This is a genomic window from Herbiconiux gentiana (genome assembly GCF_024978135.1).
Lineage (GTDB): Bacteria > Actinomycetota > Actinomycetes > Actinomycetales > Microbacteriaceae > Herbiconiux > Herbiconiux gentiana.
In genome coordinates this window covers 1-23,896 of the sequence record NZ_JANTEZ010000011.1, presented here as the reverse complement: position 1 = coordinate 23,896, position 23,896 = coordinate 1, and the positions used below count along the sequence as shown (strand labels likewise).

General features: G+C 72.3%; 21 protein-coding genes. 11 read left to right on the top strand and 10 right to left on the bottom strand.

The genetic code is table 11. From position 1 onward, the window contains the following. Window positions 1-24: 24 nt before the first annotated feature. On the bottom strand, window positions 25-1,518 hold the full coding sequence (locus NVV95_RS17485) for a sensor histidine kinase (RefSeq protein WP_259487849.1): 1,494 nt from the start codon (window positions 1,516-1,518) through the stop codon (window positions 25-27). Window positions 1,519-2,003: 485 nt separating this feature from the next. Here NVV95_RS17485 and NVV95_RS17480 point away from each other — a divergent pair, with 485 nt between their 5' ends. Next, window positions 2,004-2,648, top strand: a complete 645-nt coding sequence (locus tag NVV95_RS17480; RefSeq protein ID WP_259487848.1) for an Rv3235 family protein — start codon at window positions 2,004-2,006, stop codon at window positions 2,646-2,648. Window positions 2,649-2,918: 270 nt separating this feature from the next. On the opposite strand, the gene secA is transcribed toward NVV95_RS17480, so the two are convergent. The 6 genes from secA to mtrA form a co-directional block, all read right to left on the bottom strand. Then, window positions 2,919-5,798, bottom strand: a complete 2,880-nt coding sequence (gene secA / locus NVV95_RS17475; protein ID WP_259487847.1) for a preprotein translocase subunit SecA — start codon at window positions 5,796-5,798, stop codon at window positions 2,919-2,921. Between the two features lie 126 nt (window positions 5,799-5,924). Continuing rightward, a complete protein-coding gene (gene hpf, locus NVV95_RS17470) occupies window positions 5,925-6,674 on the bottom strand; it encodes a ribosome hibernation-promoting factor, HPF/YfiA family (protein ID WP_259487846.1) in 750 nt (249 codons plus the stop codon). A 101-nt stretch (window positions 6,675-6,775) separates the two neighbouring features. Then, window positions 6,776-7,504 (bottom strand): ComF family protein, encoded by a 729-nt coding sequence (locus tag NVV95_RS18435; RefSeq protein WP_269909056.1) that lies wholly within the window; start codon window positions 7,502-7,504, stop codon window positions 6,776-6,778. An 87-nt stretch (window positions 7,505-7,591) separates the two neighbouring features. Further along, window positions 7,592-9,322, bottom strand: a complete 1,731-nt coding sequence (locus tag NVV95_RS17460) for an LpqB family beta-propeller domain-containing protein (protein ID WP_259487845.1) — start codon at window positions 9,320-9,322, stop codon at window positions 7,592-7,594. Beyond that, window positions 9,315-11,054: an MtrAB system histidine kinase MtrB gene (mtrB, locus tag NVV95_RS17455; RefSeq protein ID WP_259487843.1), complete on the bottom strand. Its 1,740-nt coding sequence runs from the start codon at window positions 11,052-11,054 to the stop codon at window positions 9,315-9,317. Before mtrB ends, NVV95_RS17460 begins: the two co-directional genes overlap by 8 nt. A 4-nt stretch (window positions 11,055-11,058) precedes the next feature. Then, window positions 11,059-11,736 carry an MtrAB system response regulator MtrA gene (mtrA, locus tag NVV95_RS17450; RefSeq protein WP_259487842.1) on the bottom strand — a complete coding sequence of 226 codons (678 nt, stop codon included), beginning with the start codon at window positions 11,734-11,736 and terminating at the stop codon, window positions 11,059-11,061. A gap of 155 nt (window positions 11,737-11,891) precedes the next feature. Between mtrA and NVV95_RS17445 the strand changes: the two genes are divergently transcribed. Genes NVV95_RS17445 through NVV95_RS17425 form a run of 5 tightly spaced genes read left to right on the top strand, consistent with a single transcriptional unit; the run spans window position 11,892 to window position 17,443 of the window. Next, a complete protein-coding gene (locus NVV95_RS17445) occupies window positions 11,892-13,166 on the top strand; it encodes a DUF7847 domain-containing protein (protein ID WP_259487841.1) in 1,275 nt (424 codons plus the stop codon). Next, window positions 13,163-13,849: a DUF4129 domain-containing protein gene (locus tag NVV95_RS17440; RefSeq protein ID WP_259487839.1), complete on the top strand. Its 687-nt coding sequence runs from the start codon at window positions 13,163-13,165 to the stop codon at window positions 13,847-13,849. The genes NVV95_RS17445 and NVV95_RS17440 overlap by 4 nt, the downstream gene beginning before the upstream one ends. After that, a complete protein-coding gene (locus tag NVV95_RS17435; RefSeq protein ID WP_259487838.1) occupies window positions 13,846-15,063 on the top strand; it encodes a DUF4350 domain-containing protein in 1,218 nt (405 codons plus the stop codon). Before NVV95_RS17440 ends, NVV95_RS17435 begins: the two co-directional genes overlap by 4 nt. A 57-nt stretch (window positions 15,064-15,120) precedes the next feature. Next, entirely contained in the window at window positions 15,121-16,101 is a 981-nt protein-coding gene (locus NVV95_RS17430; RefSeq protein ID WP_259487837.1) for an AAA family ATPase, read from the top strand. Window positions 16,102-16,135: 34 nt separating this feature from the next. Beyond that, entirely contained in the window at window positions 16,136-17,443 is a 1,308-nt protein-coding gene (locus tag NVV95_RS17425) for a DUF58 domain-containing protein (protein ID WP_259487836.1), read from the top strand. A gap of 36 nt (window positions 17,444-17,479) precedes the next feature. On the opposite strand, the gene NVV95_RS17420 is transcribed toward NVV95_RS17425, so the two are convergent. Beyond that, the gene (locus tag NVV95_RS17420; RefSeq protein WP_259487835.1) at window positions 17,480-18,475 is read right to left on the bottom strand and encodes a stage II sporulation protein M; all 996 of its coding nucleotides are present in this window, start codon (window positions 18,473-18,475) and stop codon (window positions 17,480-17,482) included. Between the two features lie 17 nt (window positions 18,476-18,492). Between NVV95_RS17420 and NVV95_RS17415 the strand changes: the two genes are divergently transcribed. The 4 genes from NVV95_RS17415 to NVV95_RS17400 all read left to right on the top strand — a co-directional run bounded on the left by NVV95_RS17415 (window position 18,493) and on the right by NVV95_RS17400 (window position 21,697). Beyond that, window positions 18,493-19,419: an RDD family protein gene (locus tag NVV95_RS17415; RefSeq protein ID WP_259487834.1), complete on the top strand. Its 927-nt coding sequence runs from the start codon at window positions 18,493-18,495 to the stop codon at window positions 19,417-19,419. Window positions 19,420-19,492: 73 nt separating this feature from the next. Further along, window positions 19,493-20,116 (top strand): MerR family transcriptional regulator, encoded by a 624-nt coding sequence (locus NVV95_RS17410; RefSeq protein ID WP_259487833.1) that lies wholly within the window; start codon window positions 19,493-19,495, stop codon window positions 20,114-20,116. Beyond that, entirely contained in the window at window positions 20,113-21,237 is a 1,125-nt protein-coding gene (locus NVV95_RS17405) for a hypothetical protein (RefSeq protein ID WP_259487832.1), read from the top strand. The genes NVV95_RS17410 and NVV95_RS17405 overlap by 4 nt, the downstream gene beginning before the upstream one ends. A gap of 25 nt (window positions 21,238-21,262) precedes the next feature. Next, the gene (locus tag NVV95_RS17400; protein ID WP_310796092.1) at window positions 21,263-21,697 is read left to right on the top strand and encodes a DUF2834 domain-containing protein; all 435 of its coding nucleotides are present in this window, start codon (window positions 21,263-21,265) and stop codon (window positions 21,695-21,697) included. Here the strand turns inward: NVV95_RS17400 and NVV95_RS17395 are convergent. Next, entirely contained in the window at window positions 21,684-21,890 is a 207-nt protein-coding gene (locus NVV95_RS17395; RefSeq protein WP_259487831.1) for a DUF3499 family protein, read from the bottom strand. The two genes, NVV95_RS17400 and NVV95_RS17395, sit on opposite strands and share 14 nt — an antisense overlap. A 123-nt stretch (window positions 21,891-22,013) precedes the next feature. Here NVV95_RS17395 and NVV95_RS17390 point away from each other — a divergent pair, with 123 nt between their 5' ends. Beyond that, window positions 22,014-22,454 (top strand): metallopeptidase family protein, encoded by a 441-nt coding sequence (locus NVV95_RS17390; protein WP_259487830.1) that lies wholly within the window; start codon window positions 22,014-22,016, stop codon window positions 22,452-22,454. Between the two features lie 30 nt (window positions 22,455-22,484). Here NVV95_RS17390 and NVV95_RS17385 read toward each other — a convergent pair. Beyond that, on the bottom strand, window positions 22,485-23,896 hold a 1,412-nt coding region (locus NVV95_RS17385; RefSeq protein ID WP_259487829.1), incomplete at its 5' end, for a DUF5719 family protein.

Genomic DNA, 23,896 nt, shown 5'->3' with positions numbered 1-23,896 from the left:
AACCGGCGGAGCGCCGCCGGGCCGCTACGGCTTCTTCAGCCAGCGCGTCGGGATCTCGATCGTCACGACCGTGCCCGTGCCCACCATGGTGTGCCAGTCGATCGTGCCGCCGAGCTCGCCCTGGATCAGCGTGCGCACGATCTGCGTGCCGAGCCCCGAGCCGACCTTGCCCTCGGGCAGGCCGGTTCCGCTGTCACGCACCTCGACCGTGAGGGTCTCCTCGGAGCGAGAGGCGACGATCTCGACCTCGCCCTCCTGTCCGGCGAGCCCGTGCTCGACGGCGTTGGTGACGAGCTCGGTCAGCGCGAGCGCGAGCGGCGTGGCGTACTCGCTCGGCAGCACGCCGAAGCTTCCGGTCGACTTGGGGTGCACGGTGGTGTTGTGCGCCGACGCGACCTCCGCGACGAGCAGCAGCACCCGGTCGAACACGGTGTCGAAGTCGACGCGCTGGTTCAGGCCCTCCGAGAGGGTGTCATGCACGACGGCGATCGCGGCCACGCGGCGCATCGCCTGGGTGAGGGCGTCGCGCGCCTCGTCCGAGTGGGTGCGACGGGCCTGGATGCGCAGCAGCGACGCCACCGTCTGGAGATTGTTCTTGACGCGGTGGTGGATCTCGCGGATCGTCGCGTCCTTCGTGATCAGCTCGCGCTCCTGGTGGCGCAGCTCGGTCACGTCGCGGGTCATGACGATGGCGCCGAAGCGGTGCCCCCGGGTGCGCAGCGGGATCGCCCGGAGCGACACGGTCACCCCGCGCGCCTCGATGTCGGTGCGCCACGGCGCGCGCCCGGTCACGACGAGCGGAAGCGACTCGTCGACGATCAGCCGTCCGGCGAGCAGCCCGGTCGTGACCTCGGCGAGCGACTGCCCCTCGAGCTCCCCCGCGAAGCCCATGCGGTTGAACGCCGACAGGCCGTTCGGGCTGGCGAAGGTCACGATGCCGTCGACGTCGAGCCTGATCAGGCCGTCGGATGCGCGGGGCGCCCCGCGGCGCGGCCCGGTCGGTGCGCCCAGGTCGGGGAAGTCGCCGGCGGAGATCATCGCGAACAGATCGTTCGCGCACTCGTTGAAGGTGAGCTCCTGGCGGCTGGGGGTTCGCGCCTCGCTGAGGTTGGTGTGCCGGGTGATGACGGCGACGGGGCGGTCGGTGGTGGTCTGCTCGCTCACCGAGAGACGGCGGAGCACCGGGACGGCGCGCACCCGGGTCGGGGTCTCCTCGTACCAGTCGGGCGCTGCGGTGTCGACGATCTGTGCGCTCTCGAAGGCGTCGGTGACCTGCTTGCGCCACTCGGGCTTGATGGTCTGGCCGACGAAGTCGCGGTAGAAGAGGGTCGCGGAGCTCGACGGGCGGGAGTGGGCGACGGCCACGAAGGTGCCCTCGTGCGTCGGCACCCAGAGCACGATGTCGGCGAAGGCGAGGTCGGCCAGCAGCTGGCAGTCGCTGACGAGGAGGTGCAGCCACTCGACGTCGGCCTCGGTGGAACGGCCGTGGGTGGTGACGAGGTCGCTGAGAGTTGACACGGGTTCTAGCCTACGGTGCGTGCTCGCGGACGCCGTCGCGGAGCTGTGGCCGAGCCGTTGCGGCGCCGTTGCGGCGCTGTGGCCGAGCCGTTGCGGAGCCGTTGCGCCGCCGCGCGGCGCCCGGGTGGTGGATGCGATGCGGGCGCCAAGCCCGTAGAACAGACGGGGTACGGCTAAGGCGCTCCCGCGGCCGCGTTTCCCTACGAAGCGACCGCGGGAGCAGTTTCATTCCGGCCGGGGATGCGGCAGTCGGGGGGAACGGGCACCCCGGCCGGAAGTCTGAACCTGTGTGGTTCCGAGACACAGTCCACCATCGGTCGCCGCGAGGGCGTTATGAGCAATTCCCACTCAGTGACGGGCGCCACCGGGGGAATTCCACAGGGCACAAACGCATCTGGACAAGCAATCTCGACACTGGTTGAGTACAGCCGCCGACACCTTATTGAGCAATGCTTACTTCAAGCATGCGGGCGAAAGGAGCAACCGTGACCTCTCCCTCCCTCGCCGCCACGCCGGTGCGCGAGCGCACCCGAGTGGTGACGCCGGTTCCACCCGCCATCGCGCGGGCCGAGCCCGCGTTCCGGCCCGCCGCTCCTCCGGGTGCCGGGTCGCTGCGCGGCACGCCCGTCGACGACGAGCTGATCAACGGCGACCCGACGGGTGGCCACCTGCCCGACGACGACCGGCCCGACCGCGATGCGCCTGACGACGGTGCACCCCACGACGATGCACCCCACGGCGATTCGACCCGCGGCGATCCGACCCGGCCGGGCGGCGGCGAGGCGCGGCTGCTGCCCGACCCGCGCCCGTTGGCCGAGACGCTGGCACGCTGCGTGGTGGAGGTGCTGGCCGGCACGCGGGACATCGACCAGATCGCCCGCTGGCTGTCGACGGATGTGCACGCTCACCTGATGAAACGGGTGGTGCTGGCACGTCGTGCCCGCACGCTCCGGGGCGAGTCTCCCGGGCGGTTCTCGTTCACCCTGGGGTCGACGGTGCTCTGCGAGCCGAGCGAGGGCGTCGTCGAGGCGGTGGTCATCGTGCACGGCCGGGCGCGCTCCCGCGCCGTGGCTCTGCGACTCGAGGCGCTCGGCGCCCGGTGGCGGGCGAGCGCCGTCCACGTGCTCTGAGCGACGACCGCCGAACCGCTTCGCCGACGTCGGACCAGCGCACCTCCCCCGCGCGATGTCGACTGGCGCGTGCGCGACGGTGAGGCCACCCGACGGCGACGGGCGCACACGACTTCCAGGCCACACGACGGCCAGGCCACCCGACGGCGACGAGCGCGCACGACGACCAGGCCACCCGACGGCGACATCTCCGTCGAGGGCCACGGGCCCGCAACGACGACGTCCCCACGCCGCAGCAGCGGGTGGGGACGTCGAGGGCGTTCGGGCGGGCTACTTCTTCTTGCCCTGGGCCCGGCGCTGGGCGCGGTTCGCCGACGACGGGGCCGCCTTGGCGGACGACTTCTGCGCGTTCGACCCGGAGCCCGAGCCCTTCGACGAGCCGCCCGAGGACGACGCCTTGCCGGACGCCGACGAGCCCGACGACGACGCCCCGCCGCCCCGCGCGAACGCGCTCGAGACCGGCGGCGCCGCCTTCTCCTCCGCCTGCTGAGCCCGCGCCGTGGCGGCCTGCTCGATCTGGCCGCGCTGGTTGCGCACCTCGACGCCGCCCGAGTCGCTCGGGGCGGAGAAGCTGAGCTTCTCGGCCGGGGCGGTCGGCTGGGCCAGGCCCTTGGCCTCGACGGTGGGCGCACCCACGGCGGTGGGGGCCGCGTTGACCTCGACCTCGAGGTTGAACAGGAAGCCGACGGTCTCCTCGCGGATCTGCCCCATCATCGACTGGAACAGGGCGAAGCCCTCGCGCTGGTACTCGACCAGCGGGTCGCGCTGCGCCATGGCGCGCAGGCCGATGCCGTCCTTCAGGTAGTCCATCTCGTAGAGGTGGTCGCGCCAGCGGCGGTCGATCACCGAGAGCACCACGCGACGCTCGAGCTCCCGCATGGCGGGTTCGCCGAGGGTCTCCTCGCGGCGCTGATAGGCGAGCTTCGCATCCGACAGCACCTCGCGCAGCACGAAGTCGCGGTTGATGCGGCCCTTGTTGCCGGCCTCGGCGACGACCTCGTCGATGGTGATCGAGATCGGGTAGAGCGTCTTCAGCTCGGCCCAGAGCGCGTCGAAGTCCCAGTCGTCGGCGCTGCCGGCGGCGGCGTGGTCGGTGACGATCGCCTCGATGACGTCTTCGAGGAACTTCTGCGCACGGTCCTGGAGGTTGTCGCCCTCGAGGATGTGGCGGCGGTCGCTGTAGATCGCCTCGCGCTGGCGGTTCAGCACGTCGTCGTACTTCAGCACGTTCTTGCGGATCTCGGCGTTGCGGCCCTCGACCTGCGACTGCGCGCTGCGGATGGCCCGCGAGACGACCTTCGACTCGATGGCCAGGTCGTCGGGAACGCCGTTGCGACCCATCAGGCTCTCGGCCGCACCGGCGTTGAACAGGCGCATCAGGTCGTCGGTGAGCGAGAGGTAGAAGCGGCTCTCGCCGGGATCGCCCTGGCGGCCGCTGCGGCCGCGGAGCTGATTGTCGATGCGGCGCGACTCGTGTCGCTCGGTGCCGAGCACGTAGAGACCGCCGGCGTCGATGACCTTGGCGGCCTCGGTGTCGACGTCGGCCTTGACGGCGGCGAACACCTCGTCCCACGCGGCCTCGTACTCCTCGGGCGTCTCGACCGGGCTGAGGCCCCGGGCGTTCATCTCGGCGACCGCGAGGAACTCGGCGTTGCCGCCGAGCATGATGTCGGTTCCACGGCCGGCCATGTTGGTGGCGACGGTGACCGAGCCGAGCCGGCCCGCCTGGGCGACGATGGCGGCCTCACGGGCGTGGTTCTTCGCGTTCAGCACCTCGTGACGAACACCGCGCTTGGCGAGCAGCCGCGAGAGGTACTCGCTCTTCTCGACGCTCGTGGTGCCGACCAGTACCGGCTGGCCCTTCTCGTGGCGCTCCACGATGTCTTCGACCACCTGGTCGAACTTCGACTGCTCGTTCTTGTAGACGAGGTCGGGCTGGTCGATGCGCTGCATCGGCCGGTTCGTGGGGATGGCGACGACGCCGAGCTTGTAGGTGCTCATGAACTCGGCGGCTTCGGTCTCGGCCGTGCCCGTCATGCCCGAGAGCTTGTCGTAGAGGCGGAAGTAGTTCTGCAGCGTCACCGTGGCGAGGGTCTGGTTCTCGGCCTTGACGGCCACGCCCTCCTTGGCCTCGATGGCCTGGTGGATGCCCTCGTTGTACCGCCGGCCGGCCAGGATGCGGCCGGTGTGCTCGTCGACGATGAGCACCTCGCCGTTCAGCACGACGTAGTCCTTGTCTTTCTTGAACAGGGCGGTGGCCTTGATGGCGTTGTTGAGGAACGAGATCAGCGGCGTGTTGGCCGACTCGTAGAGGTTGTCGATGCCGAGGTAGTCCTCGACCTTCTCGATGCCGGGCTCGAGCACGCCGACGGTGCGCTTCTTCTCGTCGACCTCGTAGTCGACGTCGGGCACGAGCTTCGTGGCGATGACCGCGAACTCGTTGAACCAGCGGTTCGCCTCGCCCGAGGCGGGCCCGGAGATGATGAGCGGCGTGCGGGCCTCGTCGATCAGGATGGAGTCGACCTCGTCGACGACGGCGAAGAAGTGGCCGCGCTGCACCATGTCGGCGGCCTGCCAGGCCATGTTGTCGCGCAGGTAGTCGAAGCCGAACTCGTTGTTCGTGCCGTAGGTGATGTCGGCCTCGTACTGCACGCGGCGCTCGGCCGGCGTCTGGCCGGCCAGGATGCAGCCGGTGGTCATGCCGAGGGCGCGGAACACGCGCCCCATCAACTCGCTCTGGTAGCCGGCGAGGTAGTCGTTCACCGTGATGACGTGCACACCCTTGCCGGCGATGGCGTTGAGGTAAGCCGCTGTGGTGGCGACGAGCGTCTTGCCCTCACCGGTCTTCATCTCGGCGATGTTGCCGAGGTGGAGCGCCGCGCCACCCATCAGCTGCACGTCGAAGTGGCGGAGGCCGAGCGTGCGGCTCGAGGCCTCGCGCACCGCGGCGAAGGCCTCGGGCAGCAGGTGGTCGAGGCTCTCGCCGGCCTCGTAGCGCTCGCGCAGGCGGGGAGTCTCGTCCTTGAGCTCCTCGTCGGACAGCGCCTGGAAGTCTTCTTCGAGCGCGTTGATCGCCTTCGCGTAGGCCTGGAGCTTGCGAAGGGTGCGGCCCTCGCCGACACGAAGGACCTTTTCGAGAACTGAGGCCACGGAGACTCTCCCACTGCTTTCGGGCTCGTACGGATCGCATGAGCGATAGCCATACTAGTTGCTCGTCCCTGAGCGTCGGCGGGAGATCCGGTGAGTGCTCCGTGGCCCCAGTCGGGCCCCGCGGGATCAGCGGGCGGAGGCTCCGATCGTCTCGGAGGTGAGCTCGGCGAAGGCCGCGGCGTTCTCGTCGAGGCCGATCACGCCGTAGTCCCAGCCCTTGCGGCGGTAGACGACACTCGGTCTGTTCGTCTCGGAATCGATGAACAGGTAGAAGTCGTGGCCCACGAGCTCCATGTGGTAGAGCGCGTCGTCGACCGTCATCGGTGCCGCCCCGTAGACCTTCTTGCGGATGACCACCGGGCAGTAGTCGTCCTCACCGTCGGCCGACGCGGACGACGACGACCCGTCACCCGGAGCGGACGACGACGACGACCCGACGGCGGGCGCCTCGTCATCGCCACGCGCGGACGGCACCCCGGTGAGCACCTCGACCCCGGCGGGCTCGACGCTCAGCGCGCTGAACGCTCCGGTCGCGACCTCGTGCACCGACACGGGCCGGTGCTGACCGCGGTGCACCTTTTTGCGATCCTTGGCGCGCCGCACGCGCTGCATGAGCTTGGCGAGCGCGAGGTCGAACGCCGCGTACTTGTCGGAGGCCGCGCACTCGGCACGCACCAGCGGGCCGGGGCCGATGAGCGTGAGCTCCACCCGATCGTCGCCGCTCTGGGTGCCGTTGGCCGAGTTGTGGCGGCTCACTTTGATCTCGAGGGCGAGAGCCTTGTCGGCGAGATGCGCGACCTTCTCCGCCTTCTCGCTCGCGTACTCGCGAAAGCGATCCGTGATCCCTAGGTTTCTTCCAGTGATGTTGACTTCCATGGAGACCTCCTAGCCATATTGGGTGGCGCAGCCCCGACAAGCCGGGGCCCTTCGCGCCTTGTGACCCTCACCGTAGTACGCCCGCTCCGGATAGTCACCGGTTAGTTCCCTGCCGGTCGACCCGGCGTCACCTGAGTGCTCTCGCGCCCGTCCCGCCGCCTGGTGTAGGCGAGGCAGACGGCCCCCGCGACCTCGCCACCGACCGCCTCGAGGGCCCGCCGCGCCTCGCCGATCGTCGCCCCCGTGGTCACCACGTCGTCGACGATGAGCACCCGGCGACCGGCCAGGCGAGCGGATGCCCGGAGCGCCCCCTCGAGGTTCGCCCGACGCTCTTCCACCCCCAGCCCGGCCTGGTCGGCCACGTCCCGAACCAGCACGAGACCCCGGCGCGCAGGCCGCCCCGAGCCGCTCCGCCGCACCAGCTCGTCGACCGGCCGGAAGCCCCGACGCCGCACCGCCGCCCGCGCCGACGGCACCGCCACGAGCACGACGGAAGTCGCGACCCCCGCCACACCGCCAACACCGCCAACACCAGCGCACCCGACAACGCCAGCCCGCAGCGCCACCCCCATCGCCCCCGCCAGCACCCCCAGCGCATCCGTCCGCCCCCGCTCCTTCACCGCCCCCAGCAGCCGAGCGACCACCCCGCCGTACTCGAGCGCCACGACGACGGTCAGCCCGCCGACCTGCACTCCACGCACCGACGGCAGCACGGCGGCCCGGCACGCGGCGCAGACCCCGATGTCGGCCGCCCCGCATCCGGCGCAGCGCACGGGCGACACGACGGCGGCCGCCTCACCGAGCCAGCTGCGCAGGACGTCACGGGTCATGCGCCCAGAGTGCACGAGCCCCGACCGGGCGGGACGCGCATCCGGCCACCTGTGCAGAACTGCGCCGACCCGACCGGATGTGCCGTACTAGTTCTGCACCCCGAGCTCGGACACCCCGCTCGTCGTCGCCTGCCAGGCGCTCCCCCGCTGCTGCAGCAGGCTGCCGTCGGTGCCGAGCACCCGCAGGCCGTCGAGGTCGTTCGACCCCGAGAGCGACACGGCCGAGGACGGCGCACCGAGGTTCGTCGAGCGCCCGCCGAGCTGCTGCGCGACCACCCGCACCTCGCCGGGCAGCGCCGTCGCCGAGGCGACCGAGAACTGGTCGACCCAGGTGGCGTCGATCGGCGTGCCCGGCCCGGTGGTGAGCTCGACGGCCTGCCCGAGCTGCTGCGGAACCCCGTTCTGGTCGCGGATGACCGCGGCCACCACGAGCTTCGCCGCCCCCGCGACCTCGAGGAACGCCACGGCGCGGGTGCCGTCGCGCGAGATCTCGAAGCTCGTGATGCTGGAGGCGCCGTCCCAGGTGGTGGGGATGGACAGGGGCGCGTCGGTCGAGGCGCCCCCGGCCAGCACCGCCGTCGGCTCCCCCGACGGGATGGACCAGACGAAGCCCCACGGGTCGACGGCCGGGTCGATCAGGCCCGGCCGGGTGTCGATCTGCTGCACGATCGGCACGCCGCCCGAGGTCTCGCGCACCGCCACGACGGAGCCGTTTCCGGCCTTCACCGCCACCGTGCCCGACACCGCCGAGTAGGCGGCCGACTGGGGCTGCACCGACTTCACGCCCTCGCTGATCCCCTCGATCGGGCTCACCGCGCCGCCGCTGAGGTAGCCGAACTCGCCGTCGCTGACCACGAGCGGCAGCGAGTTGACCCGCGGGGTCGCATCGGCGACCGTCGAGTCGGAGGCCGGGAACGGCACCACGTTCTGGTCGACCGAGATCACCACGCTCGACGCCGAGGCGAGCCCGCTGAGACTCGAGCGCAGCTGCGCCTGCATGCGCCGCAGGTCGGTCTCGTCGGACTGCAGCACATTGCTCGACAGCTCCACCCGGGTCTGCCCCGACGCGGTCACCACCGAGGTCGTCGTCGTGCCCTCGGGGAACGCCGACACCACGGCACCGCCGCCGAGCCAGGCCACCGGGCCCTTCAGCAGCGCCTTCACCACCCGGGTGCCCACCGCCGACGAGGTCGCGAACCAGCGCAGGTCGGGCACGAGGTAGGTGAAGGTGGGGTCGAAGAAGTAGAGGGAGTACGAACTGAAGATCTGGTCGAAGAAGACGTCCTCGATCACCGTGCCGTCGTCGAGGCCGTTGATGCGCCACTCGCCGTCCTGCTGGGTGAAGCCGAAGCTCAGCGACGTCGGCGCGTTCGAGGGGCTCGTCGCGTAGATGCCCGAGGCGTCGACCGTCGCCACGGGAGTCGCCGTCATCTGCAGGGTGAACTCGTCGCTTCGGCTGGTCGGCCGGGTGCCCGAGTCGACGAGCGTCTTCTCGTTCGGCTTCCAGCTCGCGGCGGCGGCGGGGGTGAGGTACTGGCGGGCGATGGCGTAGTCGTCCTGCGGGCTCTTGGCCGCCTGGATGAAGCCGTTCAGGATGGCCTGCTGCGACGCTCCGGCCGTCGGTCCCTCCGCGAGGAACACCACGTCGATGTCGTCGTCGGTGCCGATCGCGTCGCCCGGCTGCACGTCGCCCGAGCGCGGGATGCCGGTGCACGCGGCGAGCCCGGCCAGCACCACGAGGGCGAGCAGGGCTCCCAGCCACCGGGTGAGCGAGCGGATGCGCGGCGAGCCGCTCCCGGCGAGAACGCGCTCAGCCACGGTCGTCCCCCACCATCGACGTCGAACCGGTGGGCGCGCGCAGCTCGGCCACGGCCGGGGCCTCGCCGAACGCGTCGCCCGGCACCAGCGGCAGGGGCGAGGACTGCCCGCCCGCGACCACTGCACCGGCACCAAGACCGGAACCCGAGCCCGCGCCGGCCCCGACCCGCCCCTGCACTCGCGGCAGCGTCAACCGGAAGCAGCTCCCGGCCCCCGGCCGCGACCACACCTCCAACGCCCCCTTGTGCAGCGTGGCGTCCTCGAGCGAGATCGCGAGCCCGAGCCCGGTGCCCCCGATCGTGCGCTTCCGCGACGGGTCGGCCCGCCAGAACCGGTCGAACACGCGCTCGGCCTCCTCCTCGGTCATCCCGCTGCCGTAATCGCGCACCGACAGCGCCACGAACCGCTCGTCGCTGTCGACGCTGACCACGATCGGCTTGCCCTCTCCGTGCTCGATCGCGTTGCCGAGCAGGTTGCGCACGATCCGGCGGATGCGCCGCGCATCCACCTCGGCCTCGAAGTACCCGCCCGGGGCGACGAGGCGCAGCGGCGACCCGGCCTGCTCGGCGAGCGACTCCATCTGCTCGATGGCGTCCTCGGCGAGGCGCACGAGGTTGGTGGGCTCGGTGTCGAGCGAGGCGGAGCCGGCGTCGAAGCGGCTGATCTCCAGCAGGTCGCCGAGCAGCAGCTCGAAGCGCTCGGTCTGGGTGTGCAGCAGCTCTGCCGTGCGACCGGTGGCGGGCGGGAAGCTCTCGCGCTGGTCGTAGAGCACGTCGCCGGCGAGCCGGATCGTGGTGAGCGGGGTGCGCAGCTCGTGCGAGACGTCGGAGACGAAGCGCTGCTGCACCTGCGACAGCTCGGCCAGCTGGGTGATCTGGGCCTGCATGCTGTCGGCCATCCCGTTGAACGAGCGGGCGAGGGTGGAGATGACGTCCTGCCCCCGCTCGGGGATGCGCACCTCGAGCTGCCCGGCGGCGAGCTTCTCGCTCGTCTCGGCGGCGGTGCGGATGGGCTTCACGACGAGCCGCACGATCAGGCCGGCGATCAGCCCGATCAGGATGATCAGCGCGAGGCTCGACAGCAGCAGCGTCTGCTGCACGAACACGAGCGTCTGCTCGGCCTCGGCGAGGTTGTAGCCGATGTACAGCTCGAACTGCCCGGCGCCCGGGATGGTGAGCGGGGAGCCGACCACGATGCCCGGGTCGGTCCCCCCGGTCTGATCGGGCAACGGCACCGACTGCCAGTACTGCTGGTCGTCGGTGTCGCCGGCCACCGCATCCTGGAGCTGCTGCGTGATGACGCCATTGCCGGCGAGCTCGGGGCTCGCGAACGAGAGCACGGTGGTCTCGCCGGTGGACTGGCCCGGCGTGGCGTAGAGCGCGATCAGCCGGCTCGACGACGAGGCGATGATGGCCGACTTCGCCGAGGAGAGCAGGGAGATCGTCGAGGCCTCGCCCCCCGCGTCGGAGGAGTCGAAGATGGTCTGCGCCGCCGAGGCCGCGTTCTTCGACTCCACGAGCACCTGCTGCAGGCGCGACTGGAACAGGTCGTTGCCGATCGAGATCGACATGTAACTGCCGGTGACGAGCACGGCGACGGCCGAGAGCGCGACGGTGATCACGACGGTGCGGAACTGCAGCGAGCGCCGCCACGCGCGCACCGTGCGGCGCGGCCACGAGCGCCAGTCGCGCAGCACCGCCGAGGGGCGACGGATGCCCCGCCCGTCGGTCACGGCATCAGGACGACCCGGCGCGGTAGCCGACCCCGCGCACGGTCATCACGATCTTGGGGTTGTCGGGGTCTTCCTCGACCTTGGCGCGCAGCCGCTGCACGTGCACGTTCACCAGGCGGGTGTCGGCCTTGTAGTGGTAGCCCCAGACCTGCTCGAGCAGCATCTCGCGGGTGAACACCTGCTGGGGCTTGGAGGCCAGGGCGAGCAGCAGGTCGAACTCGAGCGGGGTGAGGTTGATGCGGTATGCTCCGCGGCGCACCTCGTGGCCGGCCACGTCGAGGGTGAGGTCGCCGATCTGCAGGGTCTCGGGCGTCGACTCGGGCGCGGGGCGCAGGCGGGTGCGGATGCGTGCCACCAACTCCTTGGGATTGAAGGGCTTGACCACGTAGTCGTCGGCGCCCGACTCGAGGCCCTTCACGACGTCGGAGGTGTCGGTGCGCGCGGTCAGCATGATGATGGGGGTGCCGGACTCGGCCCGGATCAGGCCGCAGACCTCGATGCCGTCCATGCCGGGCAGCATCAGGTCGAGCAGCACGAGGTCGGGCTTGGCATCGCGGAAGGCGTCGAGCGCCTCCGAGCCGTCGGCGCAGAACACGGGGTCGAAGCCCTCCGCGCGCAGCACGATGCCGATCATCTCCGCAAGGGCCGTGTCGTCGTCGACAACGAGAATGCGAGGGTCCATGGCGACCAGAGTAGTCGAGCAGGGTCGGCGTCCGGCGGATGCCCGGGCCACCCGGGCGCTTGCCGGGCGAACTCCGAGCGAGTGTGAAAGCATGGGGGCATCAAGTCGGGGCGTCGGCGTGGGGGTCGGGTCGTCACAGAGGTCGAGGAGTGCCGATGAGCGATGGAGGCAGCTGGGCCGCGCCCGGCGCTGAGCCCGGCGAGCAGCCGGATGCCCGGGCCGATCAGCCCGTGACGCCGCCGCCCTCGGCGCTGCCGCCCGTGCCGCCGTACGGGCAGTACGCGCCGCCCGCCGCTCCGCAGTACGGGCAGTACGCGCCACCGGTGCCGCAGCAGCCCCCGGCCTGGCAGTACGCCGCCCCGAGCACCGGCTACGCCGCCCCGCCGCCGCAGTGGGCCCCGCCCCCGAAGCCCGGGCTCATCCCGCTGCGCCCCCTCGGCTTCGGCACGCTGCTCGGCGCCCCGTTCCAGGCGGTGCGCCGCAACCCCAAGGCCACCTTCGGCTCCGGGCTGCTGGTGCAGCTCGTGATCGTGCTGGTCACGGGTGTCTTCGTGGGGGCCGCCGTGTTCTGGGCGATCTCGCGCTCGGTCTCGGCCGAGGGGCAGGCCGACGCCGACGCGGTGAACGCCGGCAGCGTCGGCATCGTGCTCGTCTCCTTCGTCGTGCCGCTCGTGCTCTCGCTGTTCGCCTCGGCCCTCCTGCAGGCGGTGCTCGTGCTCGAGGTGGCCCGCGCCACCCTGGGTGAGAAGCGCCGGCTCGGCGAGCTCTGGAAGGCCGCCTTCAAGCGCACCCTCCCCCTCACGGGCTGGTTCGCCATCACGGTCGCCGCCGTGATCGTGGTGGTCGCCCTGCTGGTGGGCATCGTGCTGCTCGCCAACCTCGTCGGCGGATCGGTGGGGCTCGCGGTGGGTGTCGTCGTCGCGATCCTGCTCGCCCTCGCCCTCGCGGTGCTCGGCGCCTGGCTCGCCACGAAGCTCGCCCTCGTCCCGAGCGTGATCGTGCTCGAGCGGGCCGGTCTGGTGGCCGCCGTGCGGCGGTCGTGGGGCCTCACGAACGGCAACTTCTGGCGCACCTTCGGAGTGATCGCGCTCGTCTCGATCATCCTCTCGGCCGCCGGCCAGATCATCCAGGCGCCCTTCTCCTTCCTGCTGCCCATGGTCCTGACCGTGATCGACCCCAACAACACGGGGGCGGGCATCGCGGCGCTGATCGTGCTCTACGTGCTGTTCCTCGCCCTGAGCCTGCTGCTCGGTGCCGTCACCTCCGTGGTGCAGGCCGCCACGGTCGCCGTGGTCTACCTCGACCTGCGCATGCGCAAGGAGGGGCTCGACCTCGAGCTGCAGCGCTTCGTCGAGTCGCGCCAGGACGGCCTCGACGCCTGGCCCGACCCCTACGCCACCACCGCGTCGCCCACCGGGCCCCGGGCATGATCTCCGCCCTCGCGGCAGCCACGACCGCCGTCGTCGCCGACGTGCCGGTGGAGCCGGGCGCCGACGAGGCACGCGAGTGGATGATCGGCGAGCTCAGCAAGGCGCCCTACCAGGCCGCCCAGCCGACCTGGTTCGACCGGGTGTCGCAGGCGGTCGCCGACTGGTTCTCGTCCCTCCGGGTGCCCGACGGCTCGGGCTTCGGCGGCCTGATCCCGCTGATCGGGGTCGTCATCGTGGTCGTGGTGCTGGTGGTCGTGTTCCTCGTCTACGGCCGTCCGCGCCTGAACCGCCGCAGCCGGGTCGAGATCGGCGGCCTGTTCGGCACCGACGACACCCGCTCCGCCGCCGAGCTCCGCGCCTCCGCCGCGCGGGCGGCCGCCGCCGGCGACTTCACGGTGGCCGTCGAGGAGGCGTTCCGCGGCCTGGCCCGGGGGCTGACCGAACGCACCATCGTCACGACCTCCCCCGGCACCACCGCGCAGGACTTCTCCCGCCGCGCCGCCACCTCCTTCCCCGGAGCCCGGGGCGAGCTCGCCGACGGAGCCGGACTGTTCGACGGGGTGCGCTACCTCGACCGCTCGGCCGACCGGGCCGACTACGACCGCATCGTGCTGCTCGACCGCCGGCTGCAGGCCGAGCGACCGGTCGCGCTCGAGGCCGTGCCCGGCGAGCTGGTGCGATGAGCATCGCCCCGGCCGAGGCCATCACCGAGACACCGCGCCTCCGCACGACCCTCAGGCGCCGGCTGTTCTGGATCGCCGCCATCGTGCTGGCGATCCTCGGCGCCCTGTTCACCGTCTTCTCCAGCGCCTCGGGCATCCCCGACGGCGAGCGCTTCTCGATCGGCAACGCCGGTGCGACCGGCAGCCGCGCCGTCGCCGAGGTGCTGCGCCAGCAGGGCGTCGACGTGGTCGAGGCGACGACGCTCGACGAGGCCCGGTCGGCGGTCGAGGAGGCGGGCGGGCGGGCGGGCATCCTGTTCTCCGACGCCTCGGGCTACCTCGACGACGACGGCCGCGACGCCGTGCGCGCCCTCGCCGAGGGAGGCGCCGACCTGGTGCTCGTCGAACCCGGCTCCGACGAGCTCGAGTCGATGGCCGACGGCATCGCGAACGCGGGGGCCGCCGCCGACGACTCCACGGTGGGTGCCGGATGCGCGCTGCCGGCCGCCGAGCGCGCCGGGACGATCTCCCAGCCCTCCTGGGCCTACCGCCTGCTCGACGCCGACGCCGAGGCGACCCGAGCCGACACCGTTCGCTGCTTCCCCGCGGGCGACGACTCCTACTCCCTGCTGCAGCAGCCCGCGGGCGCCGGGACGGTCACCGTGCTCGGAGCCGGCGACGCCCTGACGAACGACTCCGTCGCGCTGCAGGGCAACGCGGCCCTCGTGCTGGGCCTCCTGGGCACGCACGAGACCCTGGTCTGGTACCAGCCCGGCTACGAGGACTTCGACGGGGCGACCCCCACGCTCGGCGAACTGACCCCGGGCTGGGTCACCCCGGTCATCCTGGTGCTGCTGCTCACCACCGTGGCCGCCGGCATCTGGCGCGGCCGCCGCTTCGGCCCCGTGGTCGTCGAGAACCTGCCCGTCACGGTGCGGGCGTCGGAGACGATGGAGGGCCGGGCGCGCCTGTACGCGCGGCAGTCGGCCCACGGCCGGGCGCTCGACGCGCTGCGCATCGGCACGATCTCCCGGCTCACCACGGCGCTGAACCTGCCGCGGTACGCCGACGTCGTCGAGGTCAGCCGCTCCGTCGCGAACAGCACCGGCCGAGGGGTCGACGAGGTGTACGACATCCTCGTCGGAGCGGTGCCGCGCTCGGAGCGCGAGCTCCTCGACTACTCCGACCGTCTGCTCGTGCTCGAGCAGCAGGTCGCCGCGAACACCCCCCGTTGACCCCATGATCCCGGCCCAGTCGACCACCCAGCTCCGCGAAGCAGTGAGGAACCACCGATGACAGACCAGTACACCGCAGCCCCCAGCGACGACGAGCTGCGGCGCACCCTCGCCCAGGTGCGCACCGAGGTCGGCAAGGCCGTGGTCGGCCAGGACGGCGCCGTCACCGGCATGATCATCGCCCTGCTGGCCCGCGGCCACGTGCTGCTGGAGGGTGTGCCCGGTGTCGCCAAGACGCTGCTGGTGCGCTCCGTCAGCCAGGCGCTCAGTCTCGACACCAAGCGCGTGCAGTTCACCCCCGACCTGATGCCGGGCGACGTGACCGGTTCGCTGATCTACGACGCCAAGGCCGGCGAGTTCTCGTTCCGCGAGGGGCCGGTGTTCACGAACATCCTGCTCGCCGACGAGATCAACCGCACGCCCCCCAAGACGCAGTCGTCGCTCCTGGAGGCGATGGAGGAGCGTCAGGTGAGCGCCGACGGCGTCACGCGTGCGCTGCCCGACCCGTTCCTCGTCGCCGCCACGCAGAACCCGATCGAGTACGAGGGCACCTACACGCTGCCCGAGGCGCAGCTCGACCGCTTCCTGCTGAAGCTCGTGCTCGACCTGCCCGAGCGCGCGGTCGAGGTCCACGTGCTGACCCGGCACGCGGGCGGGTTCAACCCGCGCGACCTGACCGCGGCGGGGGTCACACCGGTGCTCGGCGCGGCCGAGCTCACCCAGGCGCAGCGCGCGGTGGCGCGGGTGCAGGCCTCCCCCGACGTGCTCGGCTACATCGTCGACCTCGCGCGGGCCACCCGGCAGAGCCCGTCGGTCAAGCTCGGCGTCTCGCCGCGCGGCTCGACCGCGCTGCTGGCGGCGGCCAAGGCCTGGGCCTGGCTGAACGGCTCGCCCGGCATCACGCCCGACCACGTGCAGGCGATGGTGCTGCCGGTGCTCCGGCACCGCATCCAGCTGCGGCCCGAGGCCGAGCTCGAGGGCGTGTCGGTCGACGCCATCCTGCGGTCGATCCTCACGCAGGTGCGGGTGCCGATCTGATGAGGCTCCCCCACCCGGCAGAGGCGGCCCGGCCGTGACGGTCACGGGGCGGCTCGTCGCCCTCGTGGCCCTCGGCGTCGTGCCGGTGGTGCTGATCGGCGAGTTCTACGACCGCGCGCTTGAGGCGCTGCTGGCCTGGATCGTGCTCGTCGTGGTGCTCGTCGTGATCGACCTGGTCGCCGCCGCCTCACCCCGGCGCCTCGGCGTCGACCGCACCCTGCCGGCCCGGGTGCGACTCGGTGACACGGCCACGAGCACCCTGTACCTCACCAACACCGGTCGACGGATGCTCAGAGCCGTCGTCCGCGACGCCTGGCAGCCCTCGGCCGGGGCGAGCACCGCACGCCTGCCGGTCACGATCCCCGCCGGAGAGCGCCGGGCCCTGACCCTGACCCTCACGCCCTTCCGGCGCGGCGAGCGGCGCACCGAGCGCATCACCGTGCGGAGCCTCGGACCGCTCGGGCTGGCCGCCCGCCAGGCGACCCTGACGGCGCCGGGGCGCATCCGCGTGCTGCCCCCGTTCAACGCCCGCAAGCACCTGCCCTCCCGGCTGGCCCGGCTGCGCGAGCTCGACGGGCGGGCGAGCGTGATGATCCGGGGCCAGGGCACCGAGTTCGACAGCCTGCGCGAGTACGTGCGGGGCGACGACGTGCGCTCCATCGACTGGCGGGCCACCGCCCGGCACAGCGACGTGATGGTGCGCACCTGGCGGCCCGAGCGCGACCGGCGTGTGGTGATCGTGATCGACACCGGGCGCACTCAGGCCGCGCGCATCGACGACGAGCCGCGCATCGACACCGCGTTCGAGAGCGCGCTGCTGCTCGCGGCTCTCGCCACCCGCGCGGGCGACCGGGTCGACGTCATCCTCTACGACCGCCGGCTGCGCGGCCGGGTGCACGGGGCGTCCGGCCCCGAACTGCTCTCTCGGATGGTCGACGTGATGGCGCCGATCGATCCCGACCTGATCGAGATGGACTGGACGGCGGTGCCCGGCCTCGTGCGACAGGGCACGACGCAGCGCTCGCTGGTCGTGCTCGCCACGGCGATCGACTCCCCCGGCATCTCCCGCGAGCTGATGGCGATCGTGCCGCAGCTCACCCGCGACCACACCGTCGTCGTGAGCTCGGTGACCGATCCCGACGTGACCGCCGGCGTGCACCACCGCGGCGATCGCGAGGAGGTCTACCGCGCGGCGGCGGCCGAGCGGGCGCTGCTCGACGCGGCCCGTGTGACCACGGTGCTGAAGCGGTTCGGCGCCGACGTCATCACCGGGTCGCCGGCCGAGCTGCCACCGGCCCTCGCCGACCGGTACATCGCGCTGAAGGCGGCCGGTCGGCTCTAGCGGGCCGTCCAGGATGCCAGTGGCCGGGCCATCCGCTCAGCCCGCGACGAGCTGGGTGGCCCCCGCCTCGAACTCCTCGAGGTCGCCCGTCTGGCCCGCCCGCGCGGCCCGGCCGCCGATGACGACCATGTAGAACAGGAACGCCAGCAGAGCGAGCGCTCCGATGCCGATCTTCACGGGCCAGGGCCAGGGCGCCGGTGTCACGAAGCCCTCGATGACCCCCGAGACGAACAGCACGAACACCAGGCCGATCGCCACCGTGAACAGCGACCGCCCGTTCTCGGCGAGCGAGCGCCCACGGGTCTTCGCCCCGGGCGCGACCCAGGCCCAGAAGATGCGGAGCCCGGCCGCCGCGGCCACGAAGATGGCCGTCAGCTCGAGCAGCCCGTGCGGCATGATGTAGAGGAAGAAGATGTCGCCGTGGCCGTACTCGAACATGACGGCGGCGTTCACGCCCAGGTTCTGGGCGTTGCTGATGATGATCGCGGGCACGTAGAAGCCGAGGATGCCGAAGGCGATGCACTGGGCGGCGATCCAGGCGTTGTTCGTCCAGACGAGCCCCGTGAACGAGGCCGCCGGATTCTCGGAGTAGTAGTCGACGAAGTCCTCCTCCGCCAGCTTCTTCAACGTCGCGTCGTCGCCGAGGGCGGCCAGCACCGCGGGGTTCTGCGAGATCCAGATCGCATAGAGCCCGGCGATCACGACGGTCGCGACCGCGACGGCGAGGGTGAGCCAGCGCAACCGGTAGAGGGCGGCGGGAAGCTGCACCGCGAAGAAGAGCGGCAGCTGCCGCAGCAGGTTCGACCCGGCGCCGGTGAACCGCAGCCGGGCCCGCGAGAGCGAGACCGACAAGCGGTCGCCCTGGGCCGTGGAGCCCGCCACCGTCTTGATGGCCGAGAGCTGGGTCGACCCCGACTGGTACCGCTCGATCAGCTCGTCGGCCTCGCGGCCCGAGAACGAGCGCCGTCGCCCGAGGTCATCGAGACGAGTCCACTCGTCGCGATGGGCTTCGGAGTACGCGTCAAGATCCATCTGATTAGATGATATTCATGTCGCAGCCGTCCGTGGGGGGAACAAGCGCGGTGGGAGCGAGCGCGAGCGCGAGCGCCTCGGGGTCGAGCGCCTCGGTGTCGGGCGCCTCGGGGTCGAGCGCCTCGGTCGCCGACGACGAGCTGCTCACCGGCGAGGCCGTCGCCCTCGACGTGCGGCCCGCGAGCTTCCTGCTGCGGAGCGCCAGCGGCGCCATCGACTTCGCCGCCTACGTGCTCCCGCTCATCGGCGCCATCTGGGTCTTCTCCGCGGTGGTGGCCAGCGGGGTCGCGTTCGATCCGGCGCTCACCCAGGCGCTGTCGATCGCCCTCGTGATCGCCTTCCTCGTGATCGCCCCGATCGTGGTCGAGTTCGCCTCGGGCGGCCGTTCCCTCGGCCGGCTCGTCATCGGCGCCCGCATCGTGCGCGACGACGGAGGATCCATCGCCCTGCGGCACAGCATCATCCGCGGCCTGCTCGGCTTCGTCGAGATCTTCGCCACCTTCGGCGGGCTCGCCTTCGTGACCTCGCTGCTGAACTCCCGCTCGAAGCGGCTCGGCGACCTGCTGGCCGGCACCTACAGCCAGCACGAGCGGGTGCCCGCCCCGCGGCCCTTCTCCGTCGGGGTGCCGGCCGAGCTCGCGCTCTGGGCGCAGACCGCCGACGTGGCGAAGCTGCCCGACCGCCTGTCCCGGCGGCTCGTGGCCTTCCTCACCCAGGCCTCGCGGATGACCCCGGCCACGCGTGCCCGGCTCGCCCACGAGCTCGCCGCCGAGACGTCGCCGTTCGTGTCCCCGCTGCCGAACGTGCATCCGGAGACCTTCCTGGTGGGGGTCGCCGCCCTGCGGCGCGACCGGGAGTACCGCGCGCTGATGATCGAGCGGGAGCGGCTCTCGCGCGTCGACCCGGTGCTGAGGGGTCTGCCGAACGGGTTCCCCGACCGCTGATCGGTCCGGCCCGCCCAGAAGGTCGTCGTATTCGAGCTGGTAGTGGCGCTACCGGTAGTGCTACTATCGGCGCATGCTCATCTCCGCCCTCGCCGACGTCTCGGGCACCCCCGCCGCCACGATCAAGTACTACGTGCGGGAGGGGCTGCTGCCGGCGGGCACCCGGGAGGGCGGCAACCGCACCAGCTACGACGACTCGCACCTGCACCGGCTGAGGCTCATCCGGGCCCTGCTCGAGGTGGGCAAGCTCTCGATCGGCTCGGTGTCGGCCGTGCTCGAGGCCCTCGACGACGAGCGGCCGATCGCGGAGACCTTCGAGACCGCGCAGAACGCGCTGTCGCGCGACGCGGTGCCCGGGGTCTCCGAGCCGGGGGCCGAGAGCTACGAGCGCGCCGACGGGGTGATCGAGCGCGCCGGGTGGGCGCACTGCGGCGACAACGTCGGGCGCCGCATCGTGGCGCAGACGATCGACGCGTTCGCGAAGGCGGGGCATCCGCTCACCGACGACTACCTCGACCGCTACGCCGAGGCCGCCGCCACGGTCGCCTCGGCCGATCTCGACGCGGTGGGCGCCATCGCCGACCGGGCCGACCGCACCGAGCTCATGGTCGTCGGCACCGTGCTCGGCGACACGCTCTCCCTCGGCCTCCGGCGCATCGCCCAGGCCCACCGCACCGCTGAGAGGAACCTCCGATGACCGCTTCCCGCCCCGCCCTGCTGCGGGCCTTCGGCTGGCACCGGCCGCTGATGGCCGTCGCCGCCCTGATGGTGCTGTGCTCGGTCGTCTGTCTCGTGGGCGCGCTCGTCGACCCGCGGCAGGTGACGGGGGCCGAGGTGTGGCTGAAGCCGCTGAAGTTCTCGCTGTCGATCCTCGTGTACAGCGTCACGTGGGCGTGGCTGATAGCGCACCTCCCCCGCTTCCGGCGGCTGGCGCACGGGGCCGGCATCGTGATCGCGGTGGCCCTCGCGGTGGAGCAGGTGGCCATCGTGGGTGCGGCGGCCGCGGGCACCACGAGCCACTTCAACGTCTCGAGCGGATTCTCGGCGGCGGTCTGGGCCACCATGGCCGTCTCGATCACCGTGCTCTACGTCGCGACCTTCGTGACGACGGTGCTGCTGTTCTGGTTCCGGCTGCCGACGCCGTCGCTCACCCTCGCCGTGCGGGCGGGGGCCGCGCTCGCCCTGGTCGGCATGGGGCTGGCCTTCCTGATGACGGGGCCGACGGCCGCACAGCTCGACGACTGGCAGGGTGTGGTCGGGGCGCACACGGTGGGGCTCGCCGACGGCGGGCCGGGGCTGCCGGTGCTCGGGTGGAGCACCGTGGCGGGCGACCTCCGCATCCCGCACTTCGTGGGCATGCACGCGCTGCAGCTGATCCCGCTCGTCGCGATCGGGCTCGACCTGCTCGGGCGGCGGGTGCGGGTGCTTGCCGACGACCGGGTGCGGCGGCGGCTCGTGGTCGTGGTCGTGGCGGGGTACGCGGGCGGGCTCGCGGTGCTGACCGCGCAGGCGCTGGCGGGGCAGTCGATCATGCAGCCGTCGGGCGCGGTGCTCGTGGCGGGCTGGGCGGTGGCGGGCGGGGTGCTCCTCGCGGCGGCGGCGGTGCTGGTTCGGGCGGCCCGGGTGGGTCGAGGGGCGGCGGCGGCGCCGTGGCCTGAGCGAGGGCCGTCGGGTGCGGCGCCGACCCCGCCGTCGAGCGCCGCTGCGGCGTCGGGTGCCGCTGCGGCTGCGGCGTCGGGTGCGGCGGCGGTGGCGGCGTCGTCGTCGCACGGGGCGGGCGAGACGGTGGGCGTGGCGAGCGACGGGGTGCGCGCGTGAGCGCCGGGAGCGACGGGGTGCGCGCGTGAGCGCCGGGAGCGCCGGGAGCGGGGGCGTTCGCGCGGCCGGTCGCGGCCATGCCCCGGGGCGGTGGACGCCCGCCGCCGTGGTCTACCTCGTGCTGGCGGTGGTGGGCCTCGTCGGCACCTGGACGTTCAACGTCGTCGCGATCGTCGAGCGGCGCGACTTCCTCGGCGAGTGGTTCGGCAGTGGGCCGTCGGTCGACTCGCTCGGGGTCGACCTCGCCGTGGTGGCGGTCGCCGCCATCGTGCTCATGGTCGTCGAGGGGCGTCGGCTCCGGATGCGCGGCCTCTGGCTCTACGTGCTGCTGGTGCCGCTCGTGGCGCTGGCGTTCGCGTTCCCGCTGTTCCTCTCGGCGCGCGAACGGCGGCTCGCCGGGGAGCGGGCGGAACGCGCATCCGGAACCCCGCCGGCAGCGGGAGCGTCTAGTTCTCGATGAACACGTGCCGCATGACCTGCCAGCCCTGAGGGGCCGAGAAGCGGTCGATGTGGCGGGCGCAGAGGTCGTAGCTGTGCGGCTCGGCGACGGGGCTGAGCGGGCCGACGACGATGAGCGAATCGGCGTAGTCGTAGGTGAGCGTCGTGGTGGCCTCACCACGGCACGAGGGCCGAGAGCATTCCCTGTTCGTCATCGCTGCCAGCCTAACCGCGGCCTCCGACACCGGGCCGCAGGCGCGCACCGTGTCGCCCGCAGGAGCAGCCGGCGCCGGGCCGATGCCGGTCGGAGCCGGTCGGCGCCGCTCTAGACTGGGGGCATGGCACGTTCCCGCAGGTCTCCGCGATCGGCGGCCGTGCGGGCGCGCAGCCGCAGCCGGCACGGGCGCGAGCTGCGCTCGTCGGTGGCGGGGCCGCACCTGCCGTTCCTGCGCACGCGCATCGATCTTTTCGACCAGACCGTCGCGTCGACCGCCGAGTACCTCAAGAGCCTCTGGCCGGCCGAGCTCGACGGGGTGCGGTTCGAGGTGGCGACCATGCCGTTCGGCAGCTTCGGCTCGCCCGACCACGTCGACCGCTGGGCGGTCACGACATCGCGGGTGATCATGTTCCGGCTGCCCATCGAGCGGATGTCGCGGCTGCACGAGGACGACGAGACGCATCGGCGGCTCGCGATCGAGTCGTGCGTGTTCCGGGCGGTCGCGGAGCTGCTGGGCAAGGATCCGTGGGATCTGGCGCCGGAGCGGTTCCGGCACTTCTGAGGCACGGGGCCGGCTGCGCCGCCGCCCCGGCTAGGGGTAGACCGTGATCGGCGTCGCCTCGGGGCCGGGCCGGGCGATCGTGTACGACGAGAGCACGCCGTCGCCGAAGTAGCTCACCACCGCACCCACGGGCACCGACGACGTGACGAGGTACGAGCCGGGCTCGAGCGAGAGCGAGCGGGCGCCGGGCACGAAGGTGCCGCTCGACTCGGATCCGTCGGTCTTGGTGAACACCACGTCGGCGTCACCCTCGCTCTCGTTCACCAGGTGCAGCCGGGCGCCCGGCCCGTCGGCGATGGTGACGAAGAACGGCGAGTCGAGCTGCTCGACCGGCTGGTACCAGGCGAAGTCGGTCGTCCCGTTGACGATCGTCGAGGTGCGCGCGCCGGCCACCACGGGCTGGTCGGAGTCGATGGTGACGGAGTAGAGGCCGTCGGGGATGTCCTGCAGCGGAAACTCGGTCACCACGCCCGGCGTCAGCCCGAGCTGGTACTCGGTCTCGGTGCCGCCGGTGCGCTCCTCGGCGACCTTGATCGTCACCGACGCCGGGTCGGCGCCCGGCACGACCAGGCGCAGCACGCTCTGCAGATCGGCCGTCTCGGGGCTGCCCACCTTTTCGGCGATCGACGAGGTGCCTGACACGCGGATGCCCGCGATCACCTGTTCGGTCGACGCCCCCGCGGTGGCACCGGCCAGCTCGACGCCGCCGGGCGCCAGACCCCGCACGACGCTCTGCTGCAGCGCGGCCGTGACGGCACCCACCTCGGCGGTGACGTGCAGCACGGGTGAGGCGAGGTCGGGCGCGAGCCCGGCCAGCGACAGGATGCGCGTCGAGCGCGCGGGCACGTCGATCTTCGAGGCGCCCGGCGCGTCGATCGGCCCCTGCTCCCCGTAGAGAGCGAGGTCGACGACCGCCGGCACGTCGCCCGGATTGCCCAGCACCACGAAGCTGGTGCGGCCGACCGTGGTCGAACCGGCTACCAACCAGCTGTCGGCCGAGGCCTCGCCGCAGGCGGCGGTGGCGAGGCCGACGAGGTCTCCCTCGGCGATGTTCTGCGACTGGGCGGCGGCGAAGAGCGTGTCGCCGGTGGCGGCCTCGTCGGCCGGCAGCGCGATGCGGAGCGGCGCGGAGTCGGCGGTGGAGGTGCGGTCGTCGGGCGAGAGCAGGGCGCTGACGTCGATGGCCGCCTCGGGGGTGGAGGCGGCCTCGCCGGTCTGGGCGGTGCCGACGCCGGAGATGGCGGTGGCGTCCTGACCCGACTCGTCGGAGAGGCGCACGAGGGGGCCGGGGCAGGCCCGCACCTCCTCGGCGGGGGCGGGGTCGACGGTCTCGGACGCGGGGGCGGCCGTGATCGCGGGGAGCGGCAGCGCCAGGGCGGCGCCCACGACGTCGGCGCCCACCTGGTGCATCGGCACCAGCACCTCGCCGCTGCCGACGCCGA

Coding starts and splice junctions, on each gene's coding strand:
- NVV95_RS17395 (WP_259487831.1), bottom strand. CDS start 21,890: ATGACGAACAGGGAATGCTCTCGGCCCTCGTGCCGTGGTGAGGCCACC.
- NVV95_RS17410 (WP_259487833.1), top strand. CDS start 19,493: ATGCTCATCTCCGCCCTCGCCGACGTCTCGGGCACCCCCGCCGCCACG.
- NVV95_RS17430 (WP_259487837.1), top strand. CDS start 15,121: ATGACAGACCAGTACACCGCAGCCCCCAGCGACGACGAGCTGCGGCGC.
- NVV95_RS17415 (WP_259487834.1), top strand. CDS start 18,493: ATGTCGCAGCCGTCCGTGGGGGGAACAAGCGCGGTGGGAGCGAGCGCG.
- NVV95_RS17390 (WP_259487830.1), top strand. CDS start 22,014: ATGGCACGTTCCCGCAGGTCTCCGCGATCGGCGGCCGTGCGGGCGCGC.
- NVV95_RS18435 (WP_269909056.1), bottom strand. CDS start 7,504: ATGACCCGTGACGTCCTGCGCAGCTGGCTCGGTGAGGCGGCCGCCGTC.
- NVV95_RS17405 (WP_259487832.1), top strand. CDS start 20,113: ATGACCGCTTCCCGCCCCGCCCTGCTGCGGGCCTTCGGCTGGCACCGG.
- NVV95_RS17420 (WP_259487835.1), bottom strand. CDS start 18,475: ATGGATCTTGACGCGTACTCCGAAGCCCATCGCGACGAGTGGACTCGT.
- NVV95_RS17435 (WP_259487838.1), top strand. CDS start 13,846: ATGAGCATCGCCCCGGCCGAGGCCATCACCGAGACACCGCGCCTCCGC.
- mtrA (WP_259487842.1), bottom strand. CDS start 11,736: ATGGACCCTCGCATTCTCGTTGTCGACGACGACACGGCCCTTGCGGAG.
- hpf (WP_259487846.1), bottom strand. CDS start 6,674: ATGGAAGTCAACATCACTGGAAGAAACCTAGGGATCACGGATCGCTTT.
- NVV95_RS17445 (WP_259487841.1), top strand. CDS start 11,892: ATGAGCGATGGAGGCAGCTGGGCCGCGCCCGGCGCTGAGCCCGGCGAG.
- NVV95_RS17440 (WP_259487839.1), top strand. CDS start 13,163: ATGATCTCCGCCCTCGCGGCAGCCACGACCGCCGTCGTCGCCGACGTG.